Below are 24,452 nucleotides of genomic sequence, written 5' to 3' on the forward strand. Positions count from 1 at the left end.
CTTAATTTTAAAAAGTTATAGGTGAAAGATATAAAATTAAATAAAAGGTTTAATTTCTTTGCACTTAATTTTTTTTAACAAGATGTGGCAATTACCTTTGCCTTGTGAAAAAAGCAATATTCATAGTTGTGTTTTTAATATTGGCAAAGCCGGTTATACCTGTTTTGGATTATGTTATTAACTATGAATATATCGCTAAAGAACTTTGTGAAAACAAGGCAAAACCCCAAATGCATTGTAATGGTAAATGTCATCTTATGAAAGAGCTGGCAAAAGCCGCCGAAAATGAAAAACCAGCCTCACAAAAAAAAGCACAACATCAGGAAGCTGAAGTTTTATTTTGTGAAATGGTAGCTGATTTTAGTTTTTCAACAAACAGTGCTGCCGTTTTTGCAAAGAACGTTACCGGATACAGCAATTTATATTCTCACTTAAATACTACAGCTGTTTTTCACCCGCCAGCATTTATTTCTTAAGTTTTTATCTGTTTATACAGTGCATTTTCGTGCTGTAAGACATTTTATGCAATTTGGCGCCTCAACTATCTATAATGATGTTTTGAGATGCTATTCTATAACTTAAAAATAAATAAAAAATGAATTTTCAATTAAAAAATATTGCTGCCGTACTGGCAGCAACCTCTCTTTTTGTTTCTTGTAGTAATGATGATGATAATGGCTCTAAAGTAGTTGAAGGCGCTGTTGGTGAAGCAGAACTGTTCTTTGACAACGGTATGGCAGGAGATGCCCTCGATCTTGGTAATGCCTATACAAATTCTAACGGAGAGACTGTTACGGTAAAAAAGCTTAATTATATTATTAGTAATGTAGTTTTGATTAAAGAAGACGGTAGCTCATTCGTATACCCTAAAGCAGAGAACTATTTTATTATTAGTGAAGAAAAAGGACAATTTACCGTGCATTTAGAGAATATACCTGTCGGTGATTATAAAAAAGTAAAATTCGGGATCGGTGTAGATCAGCAGCGCTATTTAGAAGGAGAATCGGCTCAGAAAAGTTTTTGGGATCTTGCTTATGCTAACGACATGACCTGGACATGGAGCATCGGTTATCGATTTATTAATTTTGAAGGTACATTCGCAGAAACATCAGATCATGGCCGTCATGAAGAATTACCTTTCCAGGTGCACCAGGGAAGCAATTCTGCAACAGATAATTATAGAGAGGTAACTCTTGATCTTCCAACTACCGCGCGCGTAAGAGAAAAAGAGCTGTCAAGCATCCATATTATGAGCGATATTAATGTATTGCTGGATGGTGATACTAAGATACTACTTCATGATAACCTTAATGCAGGAGGTACTGCTGTGAGTATTATGGGCGGAGAAAATCTCATAAAAATCGCCCAGAACTCCCTTAAAATGTTTAAGGTGGATCATGTACATAACGGACCCGGAAGTCACCACGAATAATTTATATCATATATCAGCCCGGCTGGCTTCGGTTGGGCTGATTGTATAATACGAATATGATATGAAAAAAATTATTCTTATGCTTTCTCCCCTTTTATTTCTGATATCTTGTGATAACAAGTCAGATTATGAAGAGGTTAATGCACGTATGGACTTTAAAGTGCCATCTAATTTTCCTGCTTTGGCTCAGGAGATCGATCGTAATTATCCTACTGAAAGGGGATTTGAATTAGGACGAAAGCTATTCCATGATACCCGTCTTTCATCTGATGGTACTGTTTCCTGTGCTTTTTGCCATGAACAGGCATCGGCATTTACCCATCATGGGCATGCTTTTAGTCACGGTATCAACAACCTTGAAGGAGTTAGAAATACACCATCGATACAAAACATGGCTTTTCAGTCACAATATTTTTATGATGGAGCTGCGGTAAGTATAGAAATGCTCTCTATTGCGCCGATACATAATCCTGTTGAGATGAATGAAACGCTCGAAAATATCGCTGTAAAACTTAAAAAGGATAAAAGTTATGTGGAGCTTTTTTCTCAGGCTTTTGAAGATCAGGAGGTCTCGTCAAATAATATACTTAAGGCACTGGGACAGTTTATGACCATGATGGTTTCGGCTAATTCCCGCTATGATAAGTATGTGCGAAAGGAGCCGGGGGGAAACCTGTCTGAGCAGGAGAAGTCTGGTTTGGAATTGTTTACCCAAAAATGTGCTTCCTGCCATAAAACGGATATGTTTACTGACAGTACTTTTAGAAACAATGGATTGCCGCCTAACAGCAAGCTTAACGATTTAGGTAGGGAAACAGTAACAGGTTTTGCCTCCGATCGATATAAATTTAAAGTACCCAGTCTTAGAAACATAGCACTTACTGCTCCTTACATGCATGACGGGCGGTTTGGATCACTGCAATCCGTACTTAATTTTTATGCCTCAGGAGTAAAGCACTCAGAAACGCTGGATCCACTGCTTAATGCAAACGGTGTTTTGGGAATATCACTTTCCGCTGATGAAAAAGAGGCGCTTATCGCTTTCTTTCAAACACTCACGGATGAAGAATACATTAATAATCAATTGTTTTATTTTAAAACATAACAAAAAAATGAAAAAGTATTTACTATTACTGCTGTTTATCAGTCAGTTTGGTTTTTCTGCCACTATAACTAATATACCTCCACCGAATTTTAAACACTACCTAATGGATTTTGACGATTGCGATGCCTGTGGCTGTTCTGCCAGTGGCGGAGGTATGGGGTTCAGTTCGATGCTGGACAAGAATTTTGTGGGTGTTCGTTATTTTAACCAAAGTTATTCAAGCCGGGATGGGATCTTTAAAAATTCTCCATGGATTGATGAAAACTTTAATACCGTACAACTGTGGGCAAGAATACCCGTATTTAAGAATTTCCAGATATCGGCCCTGGTGCCTTATCATTTTCATAACCGTGAGTTGTCTACAGGCAGGCAGACGATTGAAGGTTTGGGAGACATCACTGTTTTAGGGCTTTATACGGTATATCAAACAAAAAAAGACAGTACTGTTTTTACACATATGCTTCAGGCAGGGGCAGGGGTAAAAGCACCTACAGGAAAGTATAATAGTGCTGCCAGTACAGGAAGCGTGAACCCTAGTTTTCAGGTAGGCACAGGGAGCTGGGATTACCTGCTAGCTGCTGAATATGTTATTAAGAAACAGGATTTAGGCTTTAATGCTATGCTTAATTATGCTTTTAAAACTGAAAATGATCAGCATTATCAATTTGGTAACCAGCTTAATTATGCAGGAACTTTTTTTTATGTAGTAGAACGTGAGAAGTTCACATTGGTACCGCAGGTAGGGCTTGCAGGAGAAACCTATGCAACTAATAAACAATATGGAGAAGATATTCCTGATACCAAAGGTGATATTCTTTTTAGTAAAGTAGGACTCGAAGCCGGTAGTGGAAAATTCTCAGTAGGATTAAATGCTATGTTACCTATAAGTCAGAATCTTACCGGTGGCAGAGTAGAGGCCAATTACAGATGGTCTGTGAATTTGAATTACAGTTTGTAATTCATAACTAAATATAAAGGCTTCCATTGTAGTGGAAGCCTTTATATTATGTTTTATTTCAGGAAATTATCCTTTAAACTCAACAGTTTTAGTATCACCTTCTAAGGTTACTTTTACAAGCCCATGTTTAGCAAGCCCTTTCATGGCAGCATCCCATTTTTTACCGCTTAAGCCAGCTTGAAGCTTTAGAGCATCAATGGTTAGCTGAGTGCTTACTTTTAGAATCTCGGCAATAGCTTTTTCATCTTCAGTAAGTTCCAGTGCTTTTTTCTCCGGCCTCATCTGAGGGAAGAATAATACTTCCTGGATCGAAGGGTTATTGGTAAGGAACATGATAAGGCGATCCATACCGATTCCTAATCCTGATGTTGGCGGCATACCATATTCTAATGCACGAAGGAAATCATTATCAATAAACTGAGCTGCTTCTACATCACCACGTTCTGATAGTTTTAACTGAGCTTCAAAACGCTCTCTCTGATCGATAGGGTCATTAAGTTCAGAGTATGCATTAGCGATCTCTTTACCGCAGATCATAAGTTCAAAACGCTCAGTAAGTTCAGGATTATCACGGTGCTCTTTACAAAGCGGGCTCATTTCTTTAGGATAATCAGTAATAAAAGTAGGCTGTATAAAGTTACCTTCACACTTTTCGCCAAAAATCTCATCAATAAGTTTGCCTTTACCCATGGTATCATCTACAGCAATACCCATGCCTTTAGCAGCTTGATATATTTCTTCTTCCGATTTACCTGTAATATCAAAACCTGTAAATTGTTTGATAGCATCTGTCATGGTAACTCTTGCATAAGGTGCTTTAAAGTTTACCTGATGTTCGCCAAAAGTAACATCTGTAGTGCCGTTTACTTCGTTAGCGCAATGTTCTAATAAGTTTTCGGTAAATTCCATCATCCAGTTGTAGTCTTTGTATGCTACATATATTTCCATGGCGGTAAATTCAGGATTGTGCGTCCTGTCCATACCTTCATTACGGAAGTTTTTAGAGAATTCATATACACCGTCAAAACCACCTACGATAAGCCTTTTTAGGTAAAGCTCATTGGCGATCCTCATATAAAGAGGAATGTCAAGGCTGTTATGGTGTGTTACAAATGGCCTTGCAGCAGCTCCACCAGGGATAGGTTGTAATACAGGAGTTTCTACTTCAAAATACCCTTTGTCATTAAAAAAGTTACGCATTGCATTAAACAGTTTTGTTCTCTTTACAAAAACTTCTTTAACGTGTGGGTTAACCACTAAGTCTACGTAACGCTGACGGTAACGTAATTCGGGATCTGTAAAACTGTCAAACACTTTGCCGTCGGCGTCGGTTTTAGGCATTGGTAGCGGGCGCAATGTTTTACTAAGTAGCGTGAAATCATGAACACGTATAGATTTTTCACCTACCTGAGTTGTAAAAAGTTCACCTTCAACACCTACAAAGTCACCAAGGTCAATAAGTTTTTTAAATACTTCATTGTATTTGGTTTTGTCTTCACCCTGACAAATTTCGTCACGGTTAAAATAAACCTGAATACGCCCTTCACTATCCTGAATTTCTGCAAATGAAGCTTTTCCTTGTGTACGGATAGACATCATTCGACCGGCTACAATCACCTTCTTACCTTCAGAGAAATCTTCCTTAACCTGCTTCGATGTATGGTCTACAGGGTAAAGGTTTGCGGGATATGGATTGATGCCGAGATTTCTCAGCGTGTCCAGTTTTTCTCTACGAATAATTTCTTGTTCTGAAAGCTGCATGATTTATAATGTTTTTAAGCCCGCAAAGATAATGATAATTAATAAATAAGCAATTTGTGGTTTAACGTGCAAGGTCTTTATTGTTATGTTTTTAACGGATGTTATCCCTGTCAATAAGTTTTGTAATTTTGTATGAGGATTTTTAGCATTTATGAAGATGAATAAAAAAGTGAAGTTTATTGACCTTGGGGTTAAAGATTATAAAGAAGCATGGAGTTTTCAGGAAACGCTTTTTCAGGAGATATTAGATTTAAAAATCAAGAATAGGAGAGAGGAGTTGGCGTTAGAAACGTCTAATTATCTTTTGTTTACAGAGCATCCGCATGTGTATACGCTTGGTAAAAGTGGTGCTATGGAAAACTTGCTTATTGATGAAAAACAATTAGAAGCGAAAGGAGCAACGTTTTATAAAATTAACAGGGGTGGTGATATTACGTATCACGGGCCGGGTCAGATCGTTGGGTATCCAATCCTTGATCTTGAGAATTTTTTTACGGATATTCACAAATACCTGCGTTTTCTTGAAGAGGTAATAATCCTTACAATGGCAGACTATGGTTTAAATGCAACACGAAGCGAAGGTGAAACCGGAGTATGGCTGGATGCAGGGACGCCATTTGCCCGAAAGATATGCGCTATGGGTGTGCGAGCGTCGCGATGGGTAACCATGCATGGTTTTGCATTTAATGTTAATGCTAATCTTGGATACTTTGATAACATTATACCATGCGGTATAAAAGGGAAAGCGGTAGCGACTTTAAATGTAGAGCTTGGTGTAGATAGGGTAGATGAAGATGAAGTGAAAGAAAAAATACTTAAGTATTTTGCTCAGCTTTTTGAAGCAGAGATTGTACGCGATGAAACTGTCGCTTTACACCTATAATATAATACCTTTTTCAAATTCTAATTCCAGCTGTTCCGGCAGGAGTCTAAATGACATACGGTGGTACTTTGTACTGCCGTATTTTCTAATAGCCTCACGGTGCTCTTTTGTGGGGTAGCCTTTATTCTTTTTCCAGTTATACATGGGGAATTCCTCATGTATCCTGTTCATGTATTCATCACGATAGGTTTTCGCAAGAATAGATGCGGCAGCTATACTTAGGTATTTACTGTCTCCTTTTATTATGCAGCTATGCGGAATATTATTTACGGGCTTAAATCGATTACCGTCTACTATAATATAATTAGGTGTAGGATTTAATTTCACGATGCATTCCTGCATTGCTTTTATTGAAGCATTTAGAATATTTATCTCATCTATAATTTTAGGCTCGATATTTGTGACGTGGTAGCAAAGAGCCTTTTCCTCGATTATTGGGCGAAGGTATTCCCGTATTTTTTCCGATAATTGTTTGGAATCATTAAGTAGTTCATGTGTGAAATCTTCGGGTAATATTACCGCTGCAGCTGTTACCGGGCCGGCAAGACATCCACGACCGGCTTCATCTGTTCCTGTTTCATATTGTAGCCCTGAAAAATTTAACGCAAGCATAAACTCTGATAAACGATTTTGTGAAAAAGACTTGTAGGAATTGGATTAAACAAAGTTAAATCTAAAACTATTAATGGCTAATTTAAAACATTTATATTAAAACAGATGGCTCAAAAAGCCTAAATAATTTATATTTTTGTGATTCTCTTTTAGTGAAAATGGGCGTTTGCTGAAAAAGAAAATTTATTTACTACTATTAAAAAAATTAAAAATTATGAAAAAGAATACTGTGAAGCTTTATGCTCTTGCATTGGTGTTGGGGGGAAGTGTTTCTGCATTCGCTCAAGGAAGTCCTGCTAAGGCAGACCTAAAAGATACTAATGTTAAAGGATTGATTGAACTTTCAAAAGAGTTTAAAGATAAATATGAAAAAGATTATGCTGAAGCTGTAAAGCTGGCGGCAATTAATAACTGGCCATTAGTTATTAAAGGTGAAAATGAAAAGGTATCCGTTTTAACGAAAGTAAGCGTTGAAGGTATACCTTTATATATGACTACTTCGAATGCAGGATCTGCAATAACATCCAGAGCAAATCATTTACAGCCGGGAGGTTCTTTAGGTTTAAATCTTACCGGAGAATTTGCAAATGGAGATATAATGTATGTTGGTGTTTGGGATGGTGGATATCCATTGTCAAATCATTTGGATTTACAAGGAAGGGTTTTACCTTATGACGGAGGTAATTCAGCCGCGTCTTCTTATCACCCTACACACGTTACAGCTACTATTATAGGTGCTGGGGTTAATACACCAATGGCAAAAGGTCTTGCTCCAAAAGCGACGGTTCTTTCATCGAATTTCCAATCGGATTTTCCTGAAATGACAGATTTTGCGGCAGAAAAATATATACTGTCTAATCATTCTTATGGTTTGGATCAGGCTCAGATACCGCCTGCTCAATTGCAGATAATGTTAGGGTCTTATGATGAATATTCTCAGGCTGTTGATAGAATTACATTTGCTGCTCCTTATTATTTACCGGTAGTTGCTGCAGGTAATGATGGAGATCAAACTTATGACAGGCTTACGGATAGATCGGTGTCTAAAAACGCAATTACGGTAGCGGCGGTTACGCAGGTTAATCAATATACCGGACCTGAAAGTGTTACTTATGCTAATTTCAGTAGTTGGGGTCCTACGAATGACTTTAGGATCAAACCGGACATTTCTTCAAAAGGTGTTCAGGTATACTCTGCATCAAATGCAAGTGTTTCGGCTCACTCTTATGATCAGGGAACATCAATGGCTGCTCCAGGTGTAACCGGGGCTATATTATTGCTGCAGCAATATTATTCTAATTTACATCCACATGCTGGTGTAGATAGGAATTTCATGAGATCTTCAACAGTAAGAGGGCTAGTTGCGCATACTGCGGATGAAGCTGGTGATACAGATGGTCCGGATCCAATCTATGGCTGGGGTTTATTAAATGCGAAAAAAGCGGCAGAATTGCTTGCTGCGGATGCTGCAGGAAGCAGTGCTAAAATAGAAGAGCTTATTTTACTGCCGGGACAAACGTATACAAAGCAGGTAGTTGCTTCGGGAGCAGAATCATTAATAGCTACTTTGGCTTGGACAGATCCTGCGGGTAGTATTACTACGAATTCTACAAAATCTGTTTTAGTTAATAATCTTGATATTGTTGTGACTAAAGATGGTGTTAGTTACTATCCATGGAAATTAGATGGTGGTGGTCAGGTTGCAGAAAAAGGAGTGAATAATGCAGACAATATAGAGAAAGTAGAAATTAACAATGCAGTTGGTGTTTACACAATTACTATTTCTCATAAAAATGCTACTCTTGTAAATCCAAACGGAAGCCCGCAACAAGCATATTCATTATTAGTATCTGGTGTAGTTGGTGTTCCTGCAGGTCTTGAAGATGTAAATAAAACTTCTATGTTTAGTTTATGGCCAAATCCAGCTCAGGATGAACTTAATATTTCTTTAACTGCAGGAATTGAAAAAGATGCAAGCGCTGCTATTTATGATGTTCAGGGCAGATTAGTGCTTAATGCATCTCTTGCAGCAGTAGATAATGTTATCAATGTTCAGGGTCTTGTAAGGGGGATATATATGGTAATAATAAAAAATGGTGATAAATCAGAAGTTAAGAAAGTTATTATTAAATAATGTTGAAATGTGTCTATTTTGAAAAAAAATAGATAGTTCACGCAACCATTTACATATTATTACATCTATAAAGAAACGTTAACGTAATTGTTGGCGTTTCTTTTTAATTTAAAAAAAGCTGTAGTATGTGGTCAATTATTATTAATATGTTGTGGATTTTGCATTTACGCTAAAAGAAAATGAATTTTAGCGTTGTGGAACAATGTTAAAAGTTTGTTATATTAAAATAAATTAATAGATTTGCAACTTAACTAACTCAAATTAATTAAATATGAAATCAAAGTTTACTTGGATTTTTACGCTGTTACTAGCGTTTTTTATTCAGTTTTCCTTTGCGCAAGAGAAAACCATTACCGGTGTCGTTACTGATGCTGCCGGAATGCCAATACCGGGTGTGAATGTGGTTAAAGAAGGAACTGCGCAAGGTGTTCAGACTGATTTTGATGGTAAATATTCCATTACTGCCTCTGTTGGGCAAAAATTGGTATTTTCATACATAAGTATGAAAACCCAAACTGTTACTGTTGGTGCGTCAAATACTTTGTCTGTAAAGATGGTAGATGAGAGCGTTACTTTAGATGACCTTGTTGTTGAGGGATATAGAAATAGTACAAGAGCTACTTCTAATATTGCTGTTACAACTATTTCATCAAAAACTATTGAAGGTAGACCAAATGCTAACTTTATGCAAACATTACAAGGTCAGATTCCTGGTTTGAGCATTTCTACAGGTTCTGGACAGCCAGGTGCTAATAGTACTGTTATCCTTAGGGGTTATGGTTCTATCAATGGTAATGTTGAGCCTTTGTATGTAATTGATGGTGTTCCGTTGAATTCTGATAACTTCAGAAGTATCAACCCTAATGATATTGAATCGGTATCTGTTCTTAAAGATGCTGGTGCAACTTCTATCTATGGTAATAGAGGTGCGAATGGTGTAATCATCGTTAAGACTAAAAGAGGTGGATACGATTCAGCTTTAACTGTTAAGTATGTTGCAACTACAAGTTTCTCTAAGATGCAGAGTAACAAATACCACAAAATGAGTGGTCAGCAATTACTAGGCCTTGAAAAAACTGTTGGTAGAGGTTATGGTGCTTCATTGACTGATGAGGAGATTAAAAACTATGATGTGAATACTGATTGGAATGATGAGTTCTTTAGAACTGGTCTTTCTCAAAACCATGTTTTAAGCTTAACTAGCGGTAGTAAAAACTTATCATCATTTACTTCATTTGGTTATAATGATACACAAGGTATTCTTAGAGGTACAGATCTTAAGAGATTTAACTTCAGAAATAATATCAGTGGAAAAAGTAATGATGACAGATTTAACTATAGTACAGCTGTTACAATTAACTTCTCTAAAAACAGTACTGCAGCAAACTTAGGTACAGGTGCGATCAACATCAACCCGGTATTAGGAGCTCTTCAGGGTGCTTCTTATATAAACCCAGAGTGGTATACAAACGGTCAAAACTTACATAACTGGTATACAACAGGTGTTGGTCCAGAAGGTGTTGGCTATAATGGTAAAGGTACATTAGGTCTTAGCCCGCTTATGCTTTTAGACAGACTTAAAACGGCTACATTAAATACTAATGAGATAAAAATGATTGCTAACGTTCAGGCTAGTTATAAATTAACTGATGAATTGACTGCTGGTACTTCTATAGGTTCTGATTTTACAGAAACTAATGGTATAAACGTTCAGGCTCCTGGATCTTTCAACTCAATTTTATTCCAAAGACAAGGTCAGGAATTTAATGGTTTCCAAACGGATAGTTTTGCAAGAGAATTTGCATTCAACATGAATACAAGTTTAAACTACAGAAAAACGTTTAGTGAAAAACATACAATTGATGCGTCTGTATTTACTGAGTACTACAAAGCTCACCAAAAATCATTCTCAGCTGTACAAAACGGTTTAGATCCTAAAGTATTCGAACCAGGAAACGGTTCTGGTTATATTCCATTTAACCCGGATACTCCTAACTTCTATGTTCCTAATGTTGCTTCAGGTAAAGCTACTGCAGGTCTATTCTCTTACTTTGGTTCTATTGATTATGATTATGACCAAAAATATGGTTTAAGTGCTACTGTACGTAGAGATGCTTCTTACAGATTCTCTGACACAAACAAATGGGGTACTTTCTGGTCTGTATCAGGAAGATGGAATATCGACAAAGAAAGCTTTATGCAGGGATCAACATTTGACATGCTTAAATTAAGAGCTTCTTACGGTACTACAGGTAACCAAAATATCCTTGGACAAAGTATATTCTCTGCTCCTAACAGCTCAAGAACATTATTTGATTCTGCTACAGGATACGGAAACCTTCCTTCTTACCAAGTTGTTCAGTTAGGTAACTCAGATCTTAAATGGGAGACTGTTGAGCAAATCAACGTTGGTTTAGATTTCGAATTACTTAAACACAGATTAAGAGGTAATCTTGATGTATACCAAAGAACTACTAAAGATCTTTACCAGTCTACACCTATATCAGCAGTAAATGCTACTTACTCTATCCTTTCAAACAATGGTAGTTTAAGAAACAGTGGTGTTGAAGCATTATTAGCTTACGACGTTGTAAGAACTAACGATTTTACTTTAACAGCTACTTTTAATGGTTCATACAATAAAAATGAATTTATTAAACTTCCAAACGTTAATGAAAGCGGTATAGTTGATGATGGTCTTCAGGCTGACGTAGTTGGTGGATCATTAGGTCAATACTATTTAATAAAATATGCTGGTGTTAACCCAACAAATGGTAACTTATTATTTTATGATGGAAAAGGTAACTTAACTGAAAACCCTAACCCTGAAACAGACAGAAGGTTAACAGGTAAAGCTCCAGTTCCTAAATACCAAGGAGGTTTTGGTTTCGAAGCTACTTACAAAGGTTTCTTCGCTACAACTCAATTCTCTTATGTTAAAGATATCTATAGATTTGATTATGACTTAGCAAGCTTACAAGAGACTGGTGATATTGGTATTTTCAACAAATCAACTGATTTATTAAATGCATGGACTGTTGATAACAGAAATACAGATATTCCTTCTTTATTTGTAACAAACAGTGGTCGTGATTCAGATTCTGACAGATATTTAAAAGATGCATCTTACTTAAGACTTAGATATCTAAGTGTTGGTTATTCTTTCTCTAAAGATATGCTTGATAAAACTCCGTTCTCAGGAATCAGAGCTTATGTTCAAGGTGAAAACTTAGTTACTTGGTCTAAATGGAGAGGTTGGGATGCAGAAAGCCCTAGAGGTGCTGACCAAGCGCAATATCCAACTGCGAAGATTTTTTCTGTTGGTCTAGAGTTACAATTTTAAAAAAAAAAGGAAAGATTATGAAAAATTTTAGAATTTTATTATTTGTTGCTGTAGCCTCTCTTTTTGCTGCTTGCGACGATGCAATTGATATTAAGCAGCCCAGCGAATTATTACCTGAAGATACATTTGAAACAGTTAAGGATCTTACTTTAGGTTTAAATGGTGTTTACGGTGTTATTCCGGGTGAAAACCATATCATATTTACTTCAATCTTTACAGATGAAGTTAGATTAGGTATTGCTAATGGTGGACAAGGTAGAGATGGTGAATTGGCTTTCGCGCTAAACAACAACTCTGGTGATGCTGCATCAATATGGTTATCTAACTATAGTCTTGTTAACTTTGCTAACAGATTGTTAGTAGGAGCTAAAAATGTAACTCCTACTGAAGATGAGCTATCATCATACAATGATATTGTAGCTCAGGCTCGTGCACTAAGAGCTTATGGACATTTCCAATTGCTTACATTTTTCTCACCAGATATGAAAAATGATAATGGTTTAGGTGTTATTGCTCTTGACTTTGTTCCTACAAAAGAACAAAAGTTACCAAGAAATACTAATGGTGAAGTTTTTGCTTTAATCAATAGTGATCTTGATTTTGCTGCACAAAACCTTGTTACAAAAACTGCTCAGAACAAAGGTTCTCTTAGAACTTATGTTTCTACGGATTTTGTTAAAGCTTTAAAAGTTCGTATGGCTATCTACAGAGGTCAATATAATGCTGCGGAAGCTGATGTTGATGCGTTAATTGCTGCTTATCCTTTAACAAGGAAATTCTACGGTAATGCTACTAGTGTTAATGCAGGAAGTGCAGACGATCTTTTAGCTAAAAGTGGTTACTTCAGATTATTTAGAGATGCCTTAATAACAGGTGCTAATAATAATAATGAGGTTATTTTCAAACTTGAAAGAGCTGCTTCTGCAAGTACTACAACTGGTAACTTCTATCAAGCTTGGTCTTCTGTTAACAGTAAGACTACTGGTGGTGCGTTCTTTGAAGTAAGTACAGCTTTATACAACAACCTTCTTCCTACAGATATTAGACGTGCTACTATTATTGATCCTACTGCTTTCCCTGCATTCAATGTTCGTCCGGTAGGTAAATATGCTGAATCTGAAAAAACGCCACTTTTGGCGGATGTTAAAATCTTCAGAGCTTCAGAGATGGTACTTCTTAAAGCTGAAATTTTAGCTAACCGTTCTGATTTCCCTGGAGTAGCTAATGCAATTAATGCAATCAGAGCAGCTCGTTTTGGAGATGCTTCTGGTAACATTGCTATACCTGGAAATATTCAGGCTGCTTGGGCTGCGATCTTAGATGAGAGAAGACTTGAGCTTGCATTTGAAGGTCACCGTTATGTTGATATCAAACGTTTAGGTGCTCTTGCAGGTAAAACAGTTGACAGAACACCGTCTGATTGTAACTTTAACAATGCATGTTCACTTGAGGTTACAGACTACAGATGGACTTTACCAGTTCCAAGACCTGAGCAGGCTGCTAATCCAAACATTCAACAAAACCCAGGTTATAATAATCAATAATAATATTTAGTATGAAAAAATATATTTTAAAGTTAGCCCTGCTTACATTAAGCATGGGTACTTTGATGAGTTGTGAAGAAGATACTGTAACTTATGGTGGTAAGAATTTCGTTTCATTTGATAATGTTGCTTCTTTAAGGTTCAATTTTTTTGAACATAGAGGAATAGCGGAAATTCCTGTTAACATGGCTTTCCCTAAATCTAATGACGTAAATGTTACTTTTACTATTACAAGTACTGTAGCGGTAGAAGGAGTACACTATAAGGTTTTAACGCCAGGTAGTATTACTATTCCAGCAGGTCAAACAACAGGATTCATCAAAATTGAGATTATTGATAATGATATCATGGATGATTCTAAATCATTAGATGTTACTTTAACTGGTGTTTCTGAAGGTGATATTTCTTTAGGACTAACTGATCAAGGAGCTAGCTACAAAAGATTCCTTATTATTAATGATGACTGTACAACAGACTTCCTGGAATTCTTTGGTAAATTTGATGTTACGAATGATGAAGGAGATGTTATCGGTACTGCTACTGCAGACGTTAATGAAACTGGAGATTGTAATATCTTAATGATTAAAGGTGTTCTTGAAGATCAGCTTGAAAATGAAACAGATAAAGCAATTCAGTTTACATTTGTTCCTGGTGCTAATAATAACGCTAGAAGAGGTACATTAACAGCTTTCCAACAATTATATTGTGAAGCATGTTATACTGATGCTGATGGTAACAACCAAACTTTCTTATTTGAAGGTGGTGGTAGGTTTAACGCTGATACTAAAGAGCTTGATATTACTGGTGGAATTTCTACTATCAGTACATTATTTCCATCTCCTGGTATTCCTACAAGTGTACATTTAAAACCAGCTAAATAATTTTAGCAGTTATAAATATTTTAAGAGGCTTTCGTAAGAAAGCCTCTTTTTTTTGCTCTATTTTTACACGTTGAGATTTATAAAATTAAGTACCTTTGCCCAAATTCAGAATCTAGATGCTTAAAAAGATCCTTATTGTTTTTTTAGTTGTATTTCCTTTTTTGACTTTTTCTCAGGAAAAAGAAAAAGGCAGCACAAGTACATTGAAGCATGTTCCTATAGATAAAAAAGATAAAGTGGTGAAAGCCGCTGCAGATACTACTGCTACAATAAATATGTACAAAATTATCACTCTTGATAGGGATACTACTTATGTAGATACTTCTTTAAGTATTAAGAAGGAATATGAAGTTAATTACCTGAGAAAGGATAATTTTGGATTATTGCCACTTTCTAACGAGGGGCAGCCTTATAATACTTTGGATTTTGGATTAACGAAATTTAATCCTTTCCCCGAAATGGGATTTAGAGCAAAGCACTCTGCCTATATGGGGGTTGATGATATCAATTACTATAATGTCGCTACACCTTATACTGATTTGATGTACCGTTCTGTTCTTGAACAAGGACAGGTTTTAGATGCTTTTATTACATTAAATACTTCTGAAAATTTAAACTTTGCAGTTGGTTACAAAGGATTACGTTCATTAGGTAGATATATAAATGAATTGTCAAGTAATGGTAATTTTAGATTTATAACCAGTTATAATACTTCGGATAAGCGTTATTTTGTTAAACTGCATTTTACTGCTCAGGATTTTTCAAATCAAGAGAATGGTGGGATTGTAAATCAAAATGATTTTGAAAGTGGAAAGGCGCCTTATACTCAAAGGGAACGGTTAGATGTTTATTTAAAAGATGCCACATCATTACTAAAGGGGAATCGTTACTTTATAGATCATACTTTTAGATTGAATAAAAGTAATCCTAATAGTTTAGTGTTTCATCATCAGTTTAACTATGAAAATAAATTCTTTGAGTTTACCGAAAAAACACCTAGTGCCCGTTTTGGTGAATCTTATACGACTTCAATCAGCGACAAAACCCGTTATAACAGAATGTACAATATGCTGGGTGTTGCTTATTCAAATGAAACTATTGGAACTATTGAGTTTTATCTTGAAGATTTTAATTATAATTACTTTTATAGAAGTATAATATTAGGTTCAAACGGAACTATTGAAACGCCAAATTCGGTTAGTGATCGAATTAATACTTATGGTGCACGTTATACCTATCAAAAAGATAAGTGGAAAGGGAGTATTCTTTTTTCAAATTCAATAACAAATCAATCGTTAGCAAATATTGATGCTTCGGCGAGATATACGTTTGATGAGAGAAATGTATTGTCTGCCCGATATCAAAATATGAATAAGCTTCCAAATCATAACTTTATTTTATATCAGAGCGATTATAAAAATTATAACTGGCCAAATTCATCGCTTAATAGTAGCTTTAAGAATGAAAAAATTAACAATATTGAATTTGAGGCTAAAACACAGTGGGTAACTGCATCTGCGCAGTACACCGTTTTAAATGATCATTTATATTTTAGTAATGATCATATAGATGTGCCACTTGTAAAACCAACCGATATTAATCCTATTCTTGTTTCACCTAAACAATACGGAGGAACTATAAATTACCTCTCGCTTAAAGTTGGTAAAGAATTTAGGTTTTGGAAGTTAGCATTAGATAATACTTTTTTATATCAAAAAGTTGATCAGGGAAGCCATGTACTTAATGTTCCTGAATTTGTTACAAGAAACAGTTTGTATTATTCTGACCATGTTTTTAAAAGAGCTTTATATTTTCAAACCGGGTTTACTTTTCAATATTTCACGAAATATTATGCCAATGACTACAATCCTATAATAGGTGAGTTTTATAGTCAGGATAAAAAGAAAATTGGAGATTTCCCTTTGATGGATTTTTTCATCAATGCAAAAATTAGACAGTTTAGACTTTTTATAAAAGCAGAGCATTTTAATTCCAGCTTTACCGGTTACAATTATTATTCGGCACCAAATTATCCGTATAAAGATTTTACTTTACGCTTTGGTGTTATATGGGATTTCTTCTCATAATTATTTTAACTATTATTTTTAATAGCAATACATATCTTTGCAACGGATTACCATGATAGATGGTAACTAAATTAATCGAAATGAAATACGCAGAAAATATACTTGGAACCATTGGAAATACCCCAATGGTGAAATTAAATAAACTGACTAAAGATATTGATGCTTTAGTTCTGGCTAAAGTAGAAACATTCAATCCTGGTAATTCTGTTAAAGACAGGATGGCTGTAAAAATGATTGAAGATGCTGAAGCAGATGGCAGGCTTAAACCAGGCGGAACCATTATTGAAGGGACATCTGGTAATACAGGAATGGGACTTGCGTTGGCTGCTATTGTAAAAGGATATAAACTAATTTGTGTTATATCTGACAAACAGTCTAAAGAGAAAATGGATATTCTTAGAGCTGTTGGTGCTAAGGTTGTGGTTTGCCCTACGGATGTAGAGCCAACAGATCCACGCTCGTACTATTCTGTATCAAAACGTTTAGCTACGGAAACGCCAAATTCATGGTATGTAAACCAGTATGATAATATGTCTAATACGGCAGCTCATTATGAGCAGACCGCTCCTGAGATTTGGGAACAAACAGACGGAAAGATTACACACTTTGTTGTAGGTGTAGGTACTGGTGGAACGATATCAGGTGTTGCTAAATATCTTAAAGAAAGAAACCCTAATATTAAGGTTTGGGGTATAGATACTTATGGTTCTGTGTTCAAAAAGTACCATGAGACTGGCATATTTGACGAGAATGAAATTTATTCTTATATTACTGAAGGCATAGGCGAGGATATCCTGCCTAAAAACGTAGATTTCTCACTTATTGATGGTTTTACAAAGGTAACTGACAAAGATGCTGCTGTTTATACACGCAGGCTGGCATTAGAAGAGGGTATATTTGTTGGAAATTCTGCAGGAGCAGCAATAAAAGGTTTACTACAGTTAAAAGACGAATTTAAACCTGATGATGTTGTTGTTGTTTTATTCCACGATAGCGGAAGCCGTTATGTAGGGAAAATGTTTAATGATGATTGGATGCGTGAACGTGGTTTTCTTGATGAAGAGATAACTAAAGCAGAAGATCTTATTAAGGATCATGCTGATAAACCGCTTGTGATAGTACGTACGGAAGAGTTGGTGTCTCATGCTATTGAACGTCTTCGTAAATATAAAATATCTCAAATCCCCGTTATTGATACCAATGGTTTTGTTGGATCGGTAGATGAAACGGATCTTTTTAGAAGTTATGTAGAAGATAAGGATATTGCAGATAAACCTATCCGTGAGGTTATGGGGAAACCATATCCAATTGTTCAGGCTAATACTTCTATAGAAGAAATTTCCAAATTAATAAATAAAGATAATCAGGCTGTATTGGTTGATCTTGGTAATGGTAGACACCACATTATTACAAAGCATGACATTATTAGTTCGATTAAGTAACAATATATTTTATTACATTGAAAGAGCCATAAGGCTCTTTTTTTACTTTTGCATATGACTTTTACTGCTATAGATTTTGAAACAGCTACCGGATATGCGCATAGTGCTTGTGCTGTTGGTATTGTTACCGTAGAAAATGGAATTATTATTGAAGAATACCACACCTTAATTCAGCCACCTGACAATGAATACTGGTATCGTAATGTGATGGTACATGGTATTAAGCCAGTTCAGACACTAAATGTGCCTACTTTTGATACTTTGTTTCCGCAGTTAAGGGATAGACTGTTTGGTAAGAAACTTGTAGCGCATAATGAATCGTTTGACCGTAATGTGCTTGCAAAAACCATGAAATATTATGGACTTTATTATGATGAACTTGAATTAGCTGATCGATGGGAATGTACCTGCAAAATTTACAAAGCGAAGGGGTATAAGCCTGCAAATCTTAAAGCCTGTAGTGACCGAAATGGGATTCAATTAAATCACCATGAAGCATTATCGGATGCCAGAGCTTGTGCCAAATTATATTTACTTCATGACAGGCAGATTAAAATGAATCTTTCTGATTTTTAATTCTACATTTCTTTCACTCTAAAATGTACGAAAAGAGGAATATTGGGGCCTTTGTTTTTTTAACTATTTGAATTTTAAATCTTTAGGTTTTGTTGTTGTTTTTACTCTGAAATGTTCAAAAGGGAGTAATTAAAATGTAGGAAATCATAGCTATTTTTCTGTATTTTAGTAGTAATGAAAGAAGATTTCCTACACCATATATGGCAGTTTAAAAAATTTAATGTGCTGGATTTAAAAACAGTTCAGGGTGACCGTGTTGAAATTATCAATGCAGGTCAGTATCTGCAATTAGCAGGTCCTGATTTTTTTAATGCTCAGCTTATTATTGGCAGCCAAAAATGGGCAGGTAATGTAGAAATTCATATTAAATCTTCTGACTGGTATATTCATAATCACGAAAGGGATGCTGCCTATGATAATGTGATATTACATGTAGTCTGGGAACATGATTCAGAGGTATTCCGGCATGATAATTCTGAGATTCCTGTATTGGAACTTAAGTCTTACGTCATGCCAGATGTATTACAAAATTACAATGCACTATCTGTTTCTAAGTCTTGGATTTACTGCGAAAAAGAGCTTGAATCTATAGATCGTTTTGTTCTTGATAACTGGAAAGAACGGTTGTTCTTGGAACGTTTAGAGCGCAAATCGGTTCCTATTATAGAATTGGCGAAAGCTACTGGGAACGATTGGGAAGCAGTGCTGTTTTGCTTTTTAGCTAAAAATTTCGGACTCAATACAAATGGTGATCTATTTTATAGTATGGCGAAGTCTATTCCATTTTCAGTTATACGAAGGGAGAGTTTTGAGGCAGAAAATGTTGAAGCGATACTCTTTGGTAGAGCAGGATTGTTGGATTTTCCCCATGAAGATACTTATTTTAAAGACCTTAAGTCGCGTTATGATTACATTTGTCATAAATATCAAATTCCTGAGGTACACATTGATGCATTGCAGTTTTTTAAACACAGGCCAGATAATTTCCCTACGATCCGATTATCGCAATTAGCACAACTTTATCATAAACACCAAAATTTATTCTCGAAAATAACCCAAAGAGTTTCTATTGAGGATATTTACAGGATTTTTGAAGTTCAGGTTTCGGACTATTGGCAAACGCATTATCGTTTTGATAAAGAGAGTGCTAAAAAGCGAAAAGCACTTACAACGTCCTTTGTTGACTTAATAATTATCAATACTATTGTTCCTTTTCGGTTTGCTTATTGTAAGAGTATTGGTAAGGAAAATAGTGAAGAACTTATTGCTTTGCTGCAGGCTGTTGCACCTGAAAAAAATACTATTATTGATAAATTTAAATATTTCAAAATTCCGGCACAATCAGCTTATGACAGCCAGTCACTATTGCAGCAAAAAAACGAATATTGCAATCATAAACGTTGTTTGCAATGTGCTGTTGGTCTTGAACTTTTAAAGAAATGATGTGGTTTTAATTTGAAAACACTACTTTTGAATACTCAATCATTACAGATGTCCATAATAACGAACATACGTCATTTTTTTGAAAAACACGGTTTTGCAGTGTCGTCACGACTTGCAGACAGGCTTGGTATGCGTGCTACTAATGTTAGATTGTTCTTTATTTATATCTCTTTTGTAACTGTTGGGCTTTGGTTTGGAGTGTATCTAACGTTAGCTTTCTGGCTTAAGTTGAAAGATGCGGTATATACTAAGAGAAGTTCTGTGTTTGATCTCTAAAATTGTAATTTTCACGTCAGCCACTCTGTAAGTTTAAAAAATGAAGCTATTTCAATTCTTTTTTCGTTTTACAAGTAATCAACGAAAGGGGATAATAGCATTATTTATTTTAATGATTATGTTTCAGGTAGGTTATTTTATTCTTACTTCTTCAGATTTTACATCCAAAAAAGAAAAATCTGAAGAAGAAAAATTATGGCTGGCATTTCAGACGGAAATTGATGCACTAAAAGCAAAAAAGAATACATCAAAAGATACTATTTATCCTTTTAATCCTAATTTTATTAGCGATTACAGGGGCTATATGCTAGGACTTTCTGTTCAGGAAATTGATCGTCTCCATAAATTTAGAAAATCGGGAGAATATGTCAATTCTGTTGCTGATTTTAAAAAGGTAACAGGAGTATCTGATAGTCTTCTTCTAAAGTTATCTCCTTATTTTAAATTCCCGGATTGGATCAAGGATATTAAAACATCTGGTTCTAATGTATATTTAGCCGGAGAAAAAAGCAATCCTTATGTAAAAGAAGAACGTTCTATTAAAGTGATTGATATAAACGATGCCTTAGAAGAAGATTTGATTAAGGTTTATGGGATTGGTCCTTACTATGCGAAAGCAATATTACGCCGCCGAGCCGATCTTGGAGCTTTTGTGAGCATGGATCAGATGGATGATTTTAAAGAATTTTCTGAGGAAGCAAAAGCAGGGTTAAAGAAAAGTTTTAAGACTGAAAGTAATCCATTGGTGAACAAGATCAATGTTAATACGGCTTCTTTATTGCAATTGTCTCGTTTTCCGTACTTTAGTAAAGAAATTGCCCGTGGAATACTAACACAGCGTAGTATGAACGGAAGGATTAAAAGAATTGACGAATTGTTAGAAATTAGTAGTTTTCCTGTTGATAAAGTAAAAATAATTGCCTTATATTTGGAATTCTAAAAAAAATAAAACAAAAATGAATTTCGAATATAACGAAACGCAAAACATGATCGCTCAATCGATCAGGGATTTTGCAGAGCAGCACATCCGACCGAACATTATGGAATGGGATGAAGCTCAACACTTTCCGGTAGATTTGTTTAAGAAATTAGGCGAAATGGGCTTCATGGGAGTATTGGTTCCGGAAGAGCTTGGAGGTTCTGGTCTTGGTTATCATGAATACATTACTGTAGTAGAAGAAATATCTAAAGTAGATCCTTCAATAGGTCTATCTGTGGCAGCTCACAATTCATTGTGTACAAACCACATATTAACATTCGGTAACGAAGAGCAAAAGAAAAAATGGATACCTAAGTTAGCAACTGCAGAGCACATTGGTGCTTGGGGTCTTACAGAACACAATACGGGATCTGATGCAGGTGGTATGAATACTACAGCGGTTAAAGATGGCGATCATTGGGTTGTAAACGGAGCCAAAAACTTTATTACGCATGCAAAATCAGGAGACATAGCTGTTGTTATTGTGCGTACTGGTGAGAAAGGTGATTCTAAAGGTATGACTGCTTTTGTTTTCGAAAAAGGTATGCCGGGCTTTACTAGTGGTAAAAAAGAAAATAAATTAGGTATGCGTGCAAGTGAAACTGCCGAGCTTATTTTTGACAATTGCCGCATTCCTGATACTAACAGATTAGGAGAAGTAGGTGATGGTTTCGTTCAGGCAATGAAAATACTTGACGGAGGAAGAATCTCTATCGGTGCATTGTCATTAGGTATTGCTAAAGGTGCTTATGAAGCAGCTCTTAAATACTCTAAAGAGCGTTACCAGTTTGGTCAGCCAATTAGTAATTTCCAGGGAATTGCTTTCAAATTAGCAGATATGGCTACAGAAATTGAAGCTTCTGAACTTTTACTTCACAAAGCAGCTTTCCTTAAAAATAACAATAAGAAAATGACCCTTGCCGGTGCAATGGGTAAAATGTACTCATCTGAGGTGTGTGTAAGAGTTTCTAACGAAGCGGTACAAATACACGGTGGGTATGGTTATACAAAAGATTATCCGGTAGAGAAGTTCTACAGAGATTCTAAACTTTGTACTATCGGTGAAGGAACGACTGAAATACAAAAACTTGTTATTTCGCGTAACCTTCTTAAAGGATAAAGAAATTATATAGTATATAAAAGAGCTGCCTATGGTGGCTCTTTTGCGTTATAATAGTGTGATTGTGTCTATTTAAAATTAATTTGTTTTTGTAGCTGGTGTTAAAGAAATATTTTATAAGTTTGCACCCTTAACGAGAGGAGGTGTTATATTATGTTGATTATACCAATTAAAGACGGAGAAAATATTGATAGAGCGCTTAAGCGTTACAAAAGAAAATTTGATAAGACTGGTGTTGTACGTCAGCTAAGGAGCCGTCAGGCCTTTACTAAACCTTCTGTTGTAAGAAGAGTACAAGTACAGAAAGCAGCTTATATCCAGGGAATGAAAGATGCTCTAGAGAATTAATCATACCATTGGACTAAAATAATAGCCGTTAGCAGAAAAGTTTCAATAACTTTGCTGTTAACGGTTTTTTTTATGATCGATTCTAAGCAGGCATACGGTGATTATCTTCAAAAAGAGAGGAACTACTCTCTCTTGACGCTGCGGGCTTATCTGGATGATGTTGTGGCATTCGAGCGCTATATTAAGTCGGAGGATAGTGATGTTGTGTTAGAAGAAGTGAATTATAGTCATATCAGGGGTTGGATTGTGTCTCTGGTAGAGAATGGTATTGCTAATAATTCGGTCAATAGAAAAATATCTTCACTTAAATCGTTCTATAAATTCCTGCTGCGTTCTAAGCAGATTGAATTTACACCATTACAAAAACATAAATCCCTTAAGACGGAAAAGAAAGTTCAGGTGCCTTTTTCTGAAAAAGAACTTCAGGATGTGATGACTGATATTGAGTATTCTGATGATTTCGAAGGAATACGCAATAGGGTTATTATTGAGCTGTTTTATACTACCGGTATGCGTCGTGCTGAACTGATCGGCTTAAAGGTGGGGAGTTATGATTCCGGCAACCAAACATTAAAGGTTTTAGGGAAAAGAAATAAGGAGCGAATACTACCGGTATTGGATTGTACTGCATTGCTTCTGTCAAAGTATATGATGTATCGAAAACAGCTTGAAATCATTGCGGATGCTGATATGTTAATTTTAAACACCCGGGGCAATAAAGTTAGTGAATCGTTTGTTTATAGGTTAATAAATAGTTACTTTAGTGTTGTCTCCGGTAAGGTTAAGAAGAGTCCGCACGTGCTTCGACATACTTTTGCAACGCATCTTCTTAATAATGGGGCAGATTTGAATTCAGTAAAAGAATTGTTAGGTCACGCGAGTTTATCTTCTACACAAATATATACCCACAGCAGTCTTGCTGAACTTAAAAAAGTGTATAATGATTCTCATCCGCGTAATCAAAACGATTTATAAGTGTTTAACGATTAAAAAGTTTAGATTATGAAAGTAAATGTTCATGCGGTCAACTTTAATGTTGACAGAAAACTGATTGGCTATGTTCAGGAAAGATTGGATAAGCTTGAAAAGTATTATGATAAAGTAGTAAATTCGGACGTATTCTTTAAATTAGAGAATACGAGTGATAAAGAGAATAAAATTGCGGAGATTAAAATTATAGTGCCTGGAGATGAGTTTATAGTTAAAAAGCAGTGCAAAACATTTGAAGAAGCAGTTGAACTTGCTGCTGATTCTATGGAACGTTTACTGATGAGAAGAAAAGAAAAAGTCAGAACATATTCATAAATAGAAAAAAAAGTTAGAAAATGTTTTGATTAAAAAATAAATTCTATACATTTGCAGTCCGTTAGAAATAGCGGACTTTTTTATTGAAGACGCCGATGTAGCTCAGCTGGCTAGAGCAGCTGATTTGTAATCAGCAGGTCGTGGGTTCGAGTCCCTCTATCGGCTCAAATAAAGAGTATTGATGTTTTGTGATTGTTTTCCCTTTGATTCTTTTGAGGGTTAG

General features: G+C 35.7%; 21 protein-coding genes and 1 tRNA gene. 20 read left to right on the plus strand and 2 right to left on the minus strand.

What is annotated here, in order from left to right; translation table 11 throughout:
- The first annotated feature begins 104 nt into the window (after nucleotides 1-104).
- The 4 genes from EPI11_RS02640 (at nucleotide 105) to EPI11_RS02655 (ending at nucleotide 3,495) form a co-directional block, all read left to right on the plus strand.
- Nucleotides 105-476 (plus strand): hypothetical protein, encoded by a 372-nt coding sequence (locus tag EPI11_RS02640; protein ID WP_241657566.1) that lies wholly within the window; start codon nucleotides 105-107, stop codon nucleotides 474-476.
- Between the two features lie 119 nt (nucleotides 477-595).
- On the plus strand, nucleotides 596-1,432 hold the full coding sequence (locus tag EPI11_RS02645) for an MbnP family protein (RefSeq protein ID WP_128388400.1): 837 nt from the start codon (nucleotides 596-598) through the stop codon (nucleotides 1,430-1,432).
- Nucleotides 1,433-1,493: 61 nt separating this feature from the next.
- Entirely contained in the window at nucleotides 1,494-2,537 is a 1,044-nt protein-coding gene (locus EPI11_RS02650) for a cytochrome-c peroxidase (protein ID WP_128388401.1), read from the plus strand.
- A 7-nt stretch (nucleotides 2,538-2,544) separates the two neighbouring features.
- Nucleotides 2,545-3,495, plus strand: coding sequence for a transporter (locus EPI11_RS02655; RefSeq protein ID WP_128388402.1), 951 nt, complete (start codon nucleotides 2,545-2,547; stop codon nucleotides 3,493-3,495).
- 66 nt (nucleotides 3,496-3,561) lie between these two features.
- Here EPI11_RS02655 and lysS read toward each other — a convergent pair whose 3' ends face one another.
- A complete protein-coding gene (lysS, locus tag EPI11_RS02660; RefSeq protein ID WP_128388403.1) occupies nucleotides 3,562-5,256 on the minus strand; it encodes a lysine--tRNA ligase in 1,695 nt (564 codons plus the stop codon).
- Between the two features lie 157 nt (nucleotides 5,257-5,413).
- Here lysS and lipB point away from each other — a divergent pair, with 157 nt between their 5' ends.
- Nucleotides 5,414-6,139 carry a lipoyl(octanoyl) transferase LipB gene (gene lipB / locus EPI11_RS02665; RefSeq protein WP_128388404.1) on the plus strand — a complete coding sequence of 242 codons (726 nt, stop codon included), beginning with the start codon at nucleotides 5,414-5,416 and terminating at the stop codon, nucleotides 6,137-6,139.
- On the opposite strand, the gene EPI11_RS02670 is transcribed toward lipB, so the two are convergent.
- A complete protein-coding gene (locus EPI11_RS02670; RefSeq protein WP_128388405.1) occupies nucleotides 6,134-6,751 on the minus strand; it encodes a ribonuclease HII in 618 nt (205 codons plus the stop codon). The genes lipB and EPI11_RS02670 overlap by 6 nt on opposite strands.
- Nucleotides 6,752-6,965: 214 nt before the next feature.
- Between EPI11_RS02670 and EPI11_RS02675 the strand changes: the two genes are divergently transcribed.
- The 15 genes from EPI11_RS02675 (at nucleotide 6,966) to EPI11_RS02745 (ending at nucleotide 24,394) form a co-directional block, all read left to right on the plus strand.
- Entirely contained in the window at nucleotides 6,966-8,885 is a 1,920-nt protein-coding gene (locus EPI11_RS02675; protein WP_128388406.1) for a S8 family serine peptidase, read from the plus strand.
- Between the two features lie 271 nt (nucleotides 8,886-9,156).
- A complete protein-coding gene (locus tag EPI11_RS02680) occupies nucleotides 9,157-12,228 on the plus strand; it encodes a SusC/RagA family TonB-linked outer membrane protein (RefSeq protein ID WP_128388407.1) in 3,072 nt (1,023 codons plus the stop codon).
- 17 nt (nucleotides 12,229-12,245) lie between these two features.
- Entirely contained in the window at nucleotides 12,246-13,772 is a 1,527-nt protein-coding gene (locus EPI11_RS02685; protein WP_128388408.1) for a RagB/SusD family nutrient uptake outer membrane protein, read from the plus strand.
- An 11-nt stretch (nucleotides 13,773-13,783) separates the two neighbouring features.
- Nucleotides 13,784-14,653 (plus strand): Calx-beta domain-containing protein, encoded by an 870-nt coding sequence (locus EPI11_RS02690; RefSeq protein ID WP_128388409.1) that lies wholly within the window; start codon nucleotides 13,784-13,786, stop codon nucleotides 14,651-14,653.
- Nucleotides 14,654-14,769: 116 nt separating this feature from the next.
- Nucleotides 14,770-16,740, plus strand: a complete 1,971-nt coding sequence (locus tag EPI11_RS02695) for a putative porin (RefSeq protein WP_128388410.1) — start codon at nucleotides 14,770-14,772, stop codon at nucleotides 16,738-16,740.
- 80 nt (nucleotides 16,741-16,820) lie between these two features.
- On the plus strand, nucleotides 16,821-18,182 hold the full coding sequence (locus tag EPI11_RS02700; protein ID WP_128388411.1) for a pyridoxal-phosphate dependent enzyme: 1,362 nt from the start codon (nucleotides 16,821-16,823) through the stop codon (nucleotides 18,180-18,182).
- Nucleotides 18,183-18,236: 54 nt separating this feature from the next.
- Nucleotides 18,237-18,758: a 3'-5' exonuclease gene (locus EPI11_RS02705; RefSeq protein WP_128388412.1), complete on the plus strand. Its 522-nt coding sequence runs from the start codon at nucleotides 18,237-18,239 to the stop codon at nucleotides 18,756-18,758.
- A 174-nt stretch (nucleotides 18,759-18,932) separates the two neighbouring features.
- A complete protein-coding gene (locus EPI11_RS02710) occupies nucleotides 18,933-20,201 on the plus strand; it encodes a DUF2851 family protein (protein WP_128388413.1) in 1,269 nt (422 codons plus the stop codon).
- A 48-nt stretch (nucleotides 20,202-20,249) separates the two neighbouring features.
- On the plus strand, nucleotides 20,250-20,477 hold the full coding sequence (locus tag EPI11_RS02715; protein ID WP_128388414.1) for a PspC domain-containing protein: 228 nt from the start codon (nucleotides 20,250-20,252) through the stop codon (nucleotides 20,475-20,477).
- 40 nt (nucleotides 20,478-20,517) lie between these two features.
- Nucleotides 20,518-21,417 carry a helix-hairpin-helix domain-containing protein gene (locus tag EPI11_RS02720; protein ID WP_128388415.1) on the plus strand — a complete coding sequence of 300 codons (900 nt, stop codon included), beginning with the start codon at nucleotides 20,518-20,520 and terminating at the stop codon, nucleotides 21,415-21,417.
- A 16-nt stretch (nucleotides 21,418-21,433) separates the two neighbouring features.
- Complete coding sequence (locus EPI11_RS02725; protein ID WP_128388416.1) at nucleotides 21,434-22,576, plus strand: acyl-CoA dehydrogenase family protein; 1,143 nt, start codon at nucleotides 21,434-21,436, stop codon at nucleotides 22,574-22,576.
- Between the two features lie 153 nt (nucleotides 22,577-22,729).
- Entirely contained in the window at nucleotides 22,730-22,924 is a 195-nt protein-coding gene (rpsU, locus tag EPI11_RS02730) for a 30S ribosomal protein S21 (protein ID WP_128388417.1), read from the plus strand.
- A 72-nt stretch (nucleotides 22,925-22,996) separates the two neighbouring features.
- Complete coding sequence (locus EPI11_RS02735) at nucleotides 22,997-23,899, plus strand: tyrosine-type recombinase/integrase (protein WP_128388462.1); 903 nt, start codon at nucleotides 22,997-22,999, stop codon at nucleotides 23,897-23,899.
- Nucleotides 23,900-23,926: 27 nt separating this feature from the next.
- Nucleotides 23,927-24,229, plus strand: a complete 303-nt coding sequence (hpf, locus tag EPI11_RS02740; protein WP_128388418.1) for a ribosome hibernation-promoting factor, HPF/YfiA family — start codon at nucleotides 23,927-23,929, stop codon at nucleotides 24,227-24,229.
- Nucleotides 24,230-24,320: 91 nt separating this feature from the next.
- Nucleotides 24,321-24,394 (plus strand) — tRNA-Thr (locus EPI11_RS02745).
- The last annotated feature ends 58 nt before the right edge of the window (nucleotides 24,395-24,452 follow it).

This window comes from Flavobacterium cerinum (assembly GCF_004028155.1).
Lineage (GTDB): Bacteria > Bacteroidota > Bacteroidia > Flavobacteriales > Flavobacteriaceae > Flavobacterium > Flavobacterium cerinum.

What these genes read in the sequence shown, in the direction of transcription:
- EPI11_RS02645 (WP_128388400.1), top strand. Translation starts at nt 596, where the DNA reads ATGAATTTTCAATTAAAAAATATTGCTGCCGTACTGGCAGCAACCTCT.
- EPI11_RS02650 (WP_128388401.1), top strand. Translation starts at nt 1,494, where the DNA reads ATGAAAAAAATTATTCTTATGCTTTCTCCCCTTTTATTTCTGATATCT.
- EPI11_RS02655 (WP_128388402.1), top strand. Translation starts at nt 2,545, where the DNA reads ATGAAAAAGTATTTACTATTACTGCTGTTTATCAGTCAGTTTGGTTTT.
- lysS (WP_128388403.1), bottom strand. Translation starts at nt 5,256, where the DNA reads ATGCAGCTTTCAGAACAAGAAATTATTCGTAGAGAAAAACTGGACACG.
- lipB (WP_128388404.1), top strand. Translation starts at nt 5,414, where the DNA reads ATGAATAAAAAAGTGAAGTTTATTGACCTTGGGGTTAAAGATTATAAA.
- EPI11_RS02670 (WP_128388405.1), bottom strand. Translation starts at nt 6,751, where the DNA reads ATGCTTGCGTTAAATTTTTCAGGGCTACAATATGAAACAGGAACAGAT.
- EPI11_RS02675 (WP_128388406.1), top strand. Translation starts at nt 6,966, where the DNA reads ATGAAAAAGAATACTGTGAAGCTTTATGCTCTTGCATTGGTGTTGGGG.
- EPI11_RS02680 (WP_128388407.1), top strand. Translation starts at nt 9,157, where the DNA reads ATGAAATCAAAGTTTACTTGGATTTTTACGCTGTTACTAGCGTTTTTT.
- EPI11_RS02685 (WP_128388408.1), top strand. Translation starts at nt 12,246, where the DNA reads ATGAAAAATTTTAGAATTTTATTATTTGTTGCTGTAGCCTCTCTTTTT.
- EPI11_RS02690 (WP_128388409.1), top strand. Translation starts at nt 13,784, where the DNA reads ATGAAAAAATATATTTTAAAGTTAGCCCTGCTTACATTAAGCATGGGT.
- EPI11_RS02695 (WP_128388410.1), top strand. Translation starts at nt 14,770, where the DNA reads ATGCTTAAAAAGATCCTTATTGTTTTTTTAGTTGTATTTCCTTTTTTG.
- EPI11_RS02700 (WP_128388411.1), top strand. Translation starts at nt 16,821, where the DNA reads ATGAAATACGCAGAAAATATACTTGGAACCATTGGAAATACCCCAATG.
- EPI11_RS02705 (WP_128388412.1), top strand. Translation starts at nt 18,237, where the DNA reads ATGACTTTTACTGCTATAGATTTTGAAACAGCTACCGGATATGCGCAT.
- EPI11_RS02710 (WP_128388413.1), top strand. Translation starts at nt 18,933, where the DNA reads ATGAAAGAAGATTTCCTACACCATATATGGCAGTTTAAAAAATTTAAT.
- EPI11_RS02715 (WP_128388414.1), top strand. Translation starts at nt 20,250, where the DNA reads ATGTCCATAATAACGAACATACGTCATTTTTTTGAAAAACACGGTTTT.
- EPI11_RS02720 (WP_128388415.1), top strand. Translation starts at nt 20,518, where the DNA reads ATGAAGCTATTTCAATTCTTTTTTCGTTTTACAAGTAATCAACGAAAG.
- EPI11_RS02725 (WP_128388416.1), top strand. Translation starts at nt 21,434, where the DNA reads ATGAATTTCGAATATAACGAAACGCAAAACATGATCGCTCAATCGATC.
- rpsU (WP_128388417.1), top strand. Translation starts at nt 22,730, where the DNA reads ATGTTGATTATACCAATTAAAGACGGAGAAAATATTGATAGAGCGCTT.
- EPI11_RS02735 (WP_128388462.1), top strand. Translation starts at nt 22,997, where the DNA reads ATGATCGATTCTAAGCAGGCATACGGTGATTATCTTCAAAAAGAGAGG.
- hpf (WP_128388418.1), top strand. Translation starts at nt 23,927, where the DNA reads ATGAAAGTAAATGTTCATGCGGTCAACTTTAATGTTGACAGAAAACTG.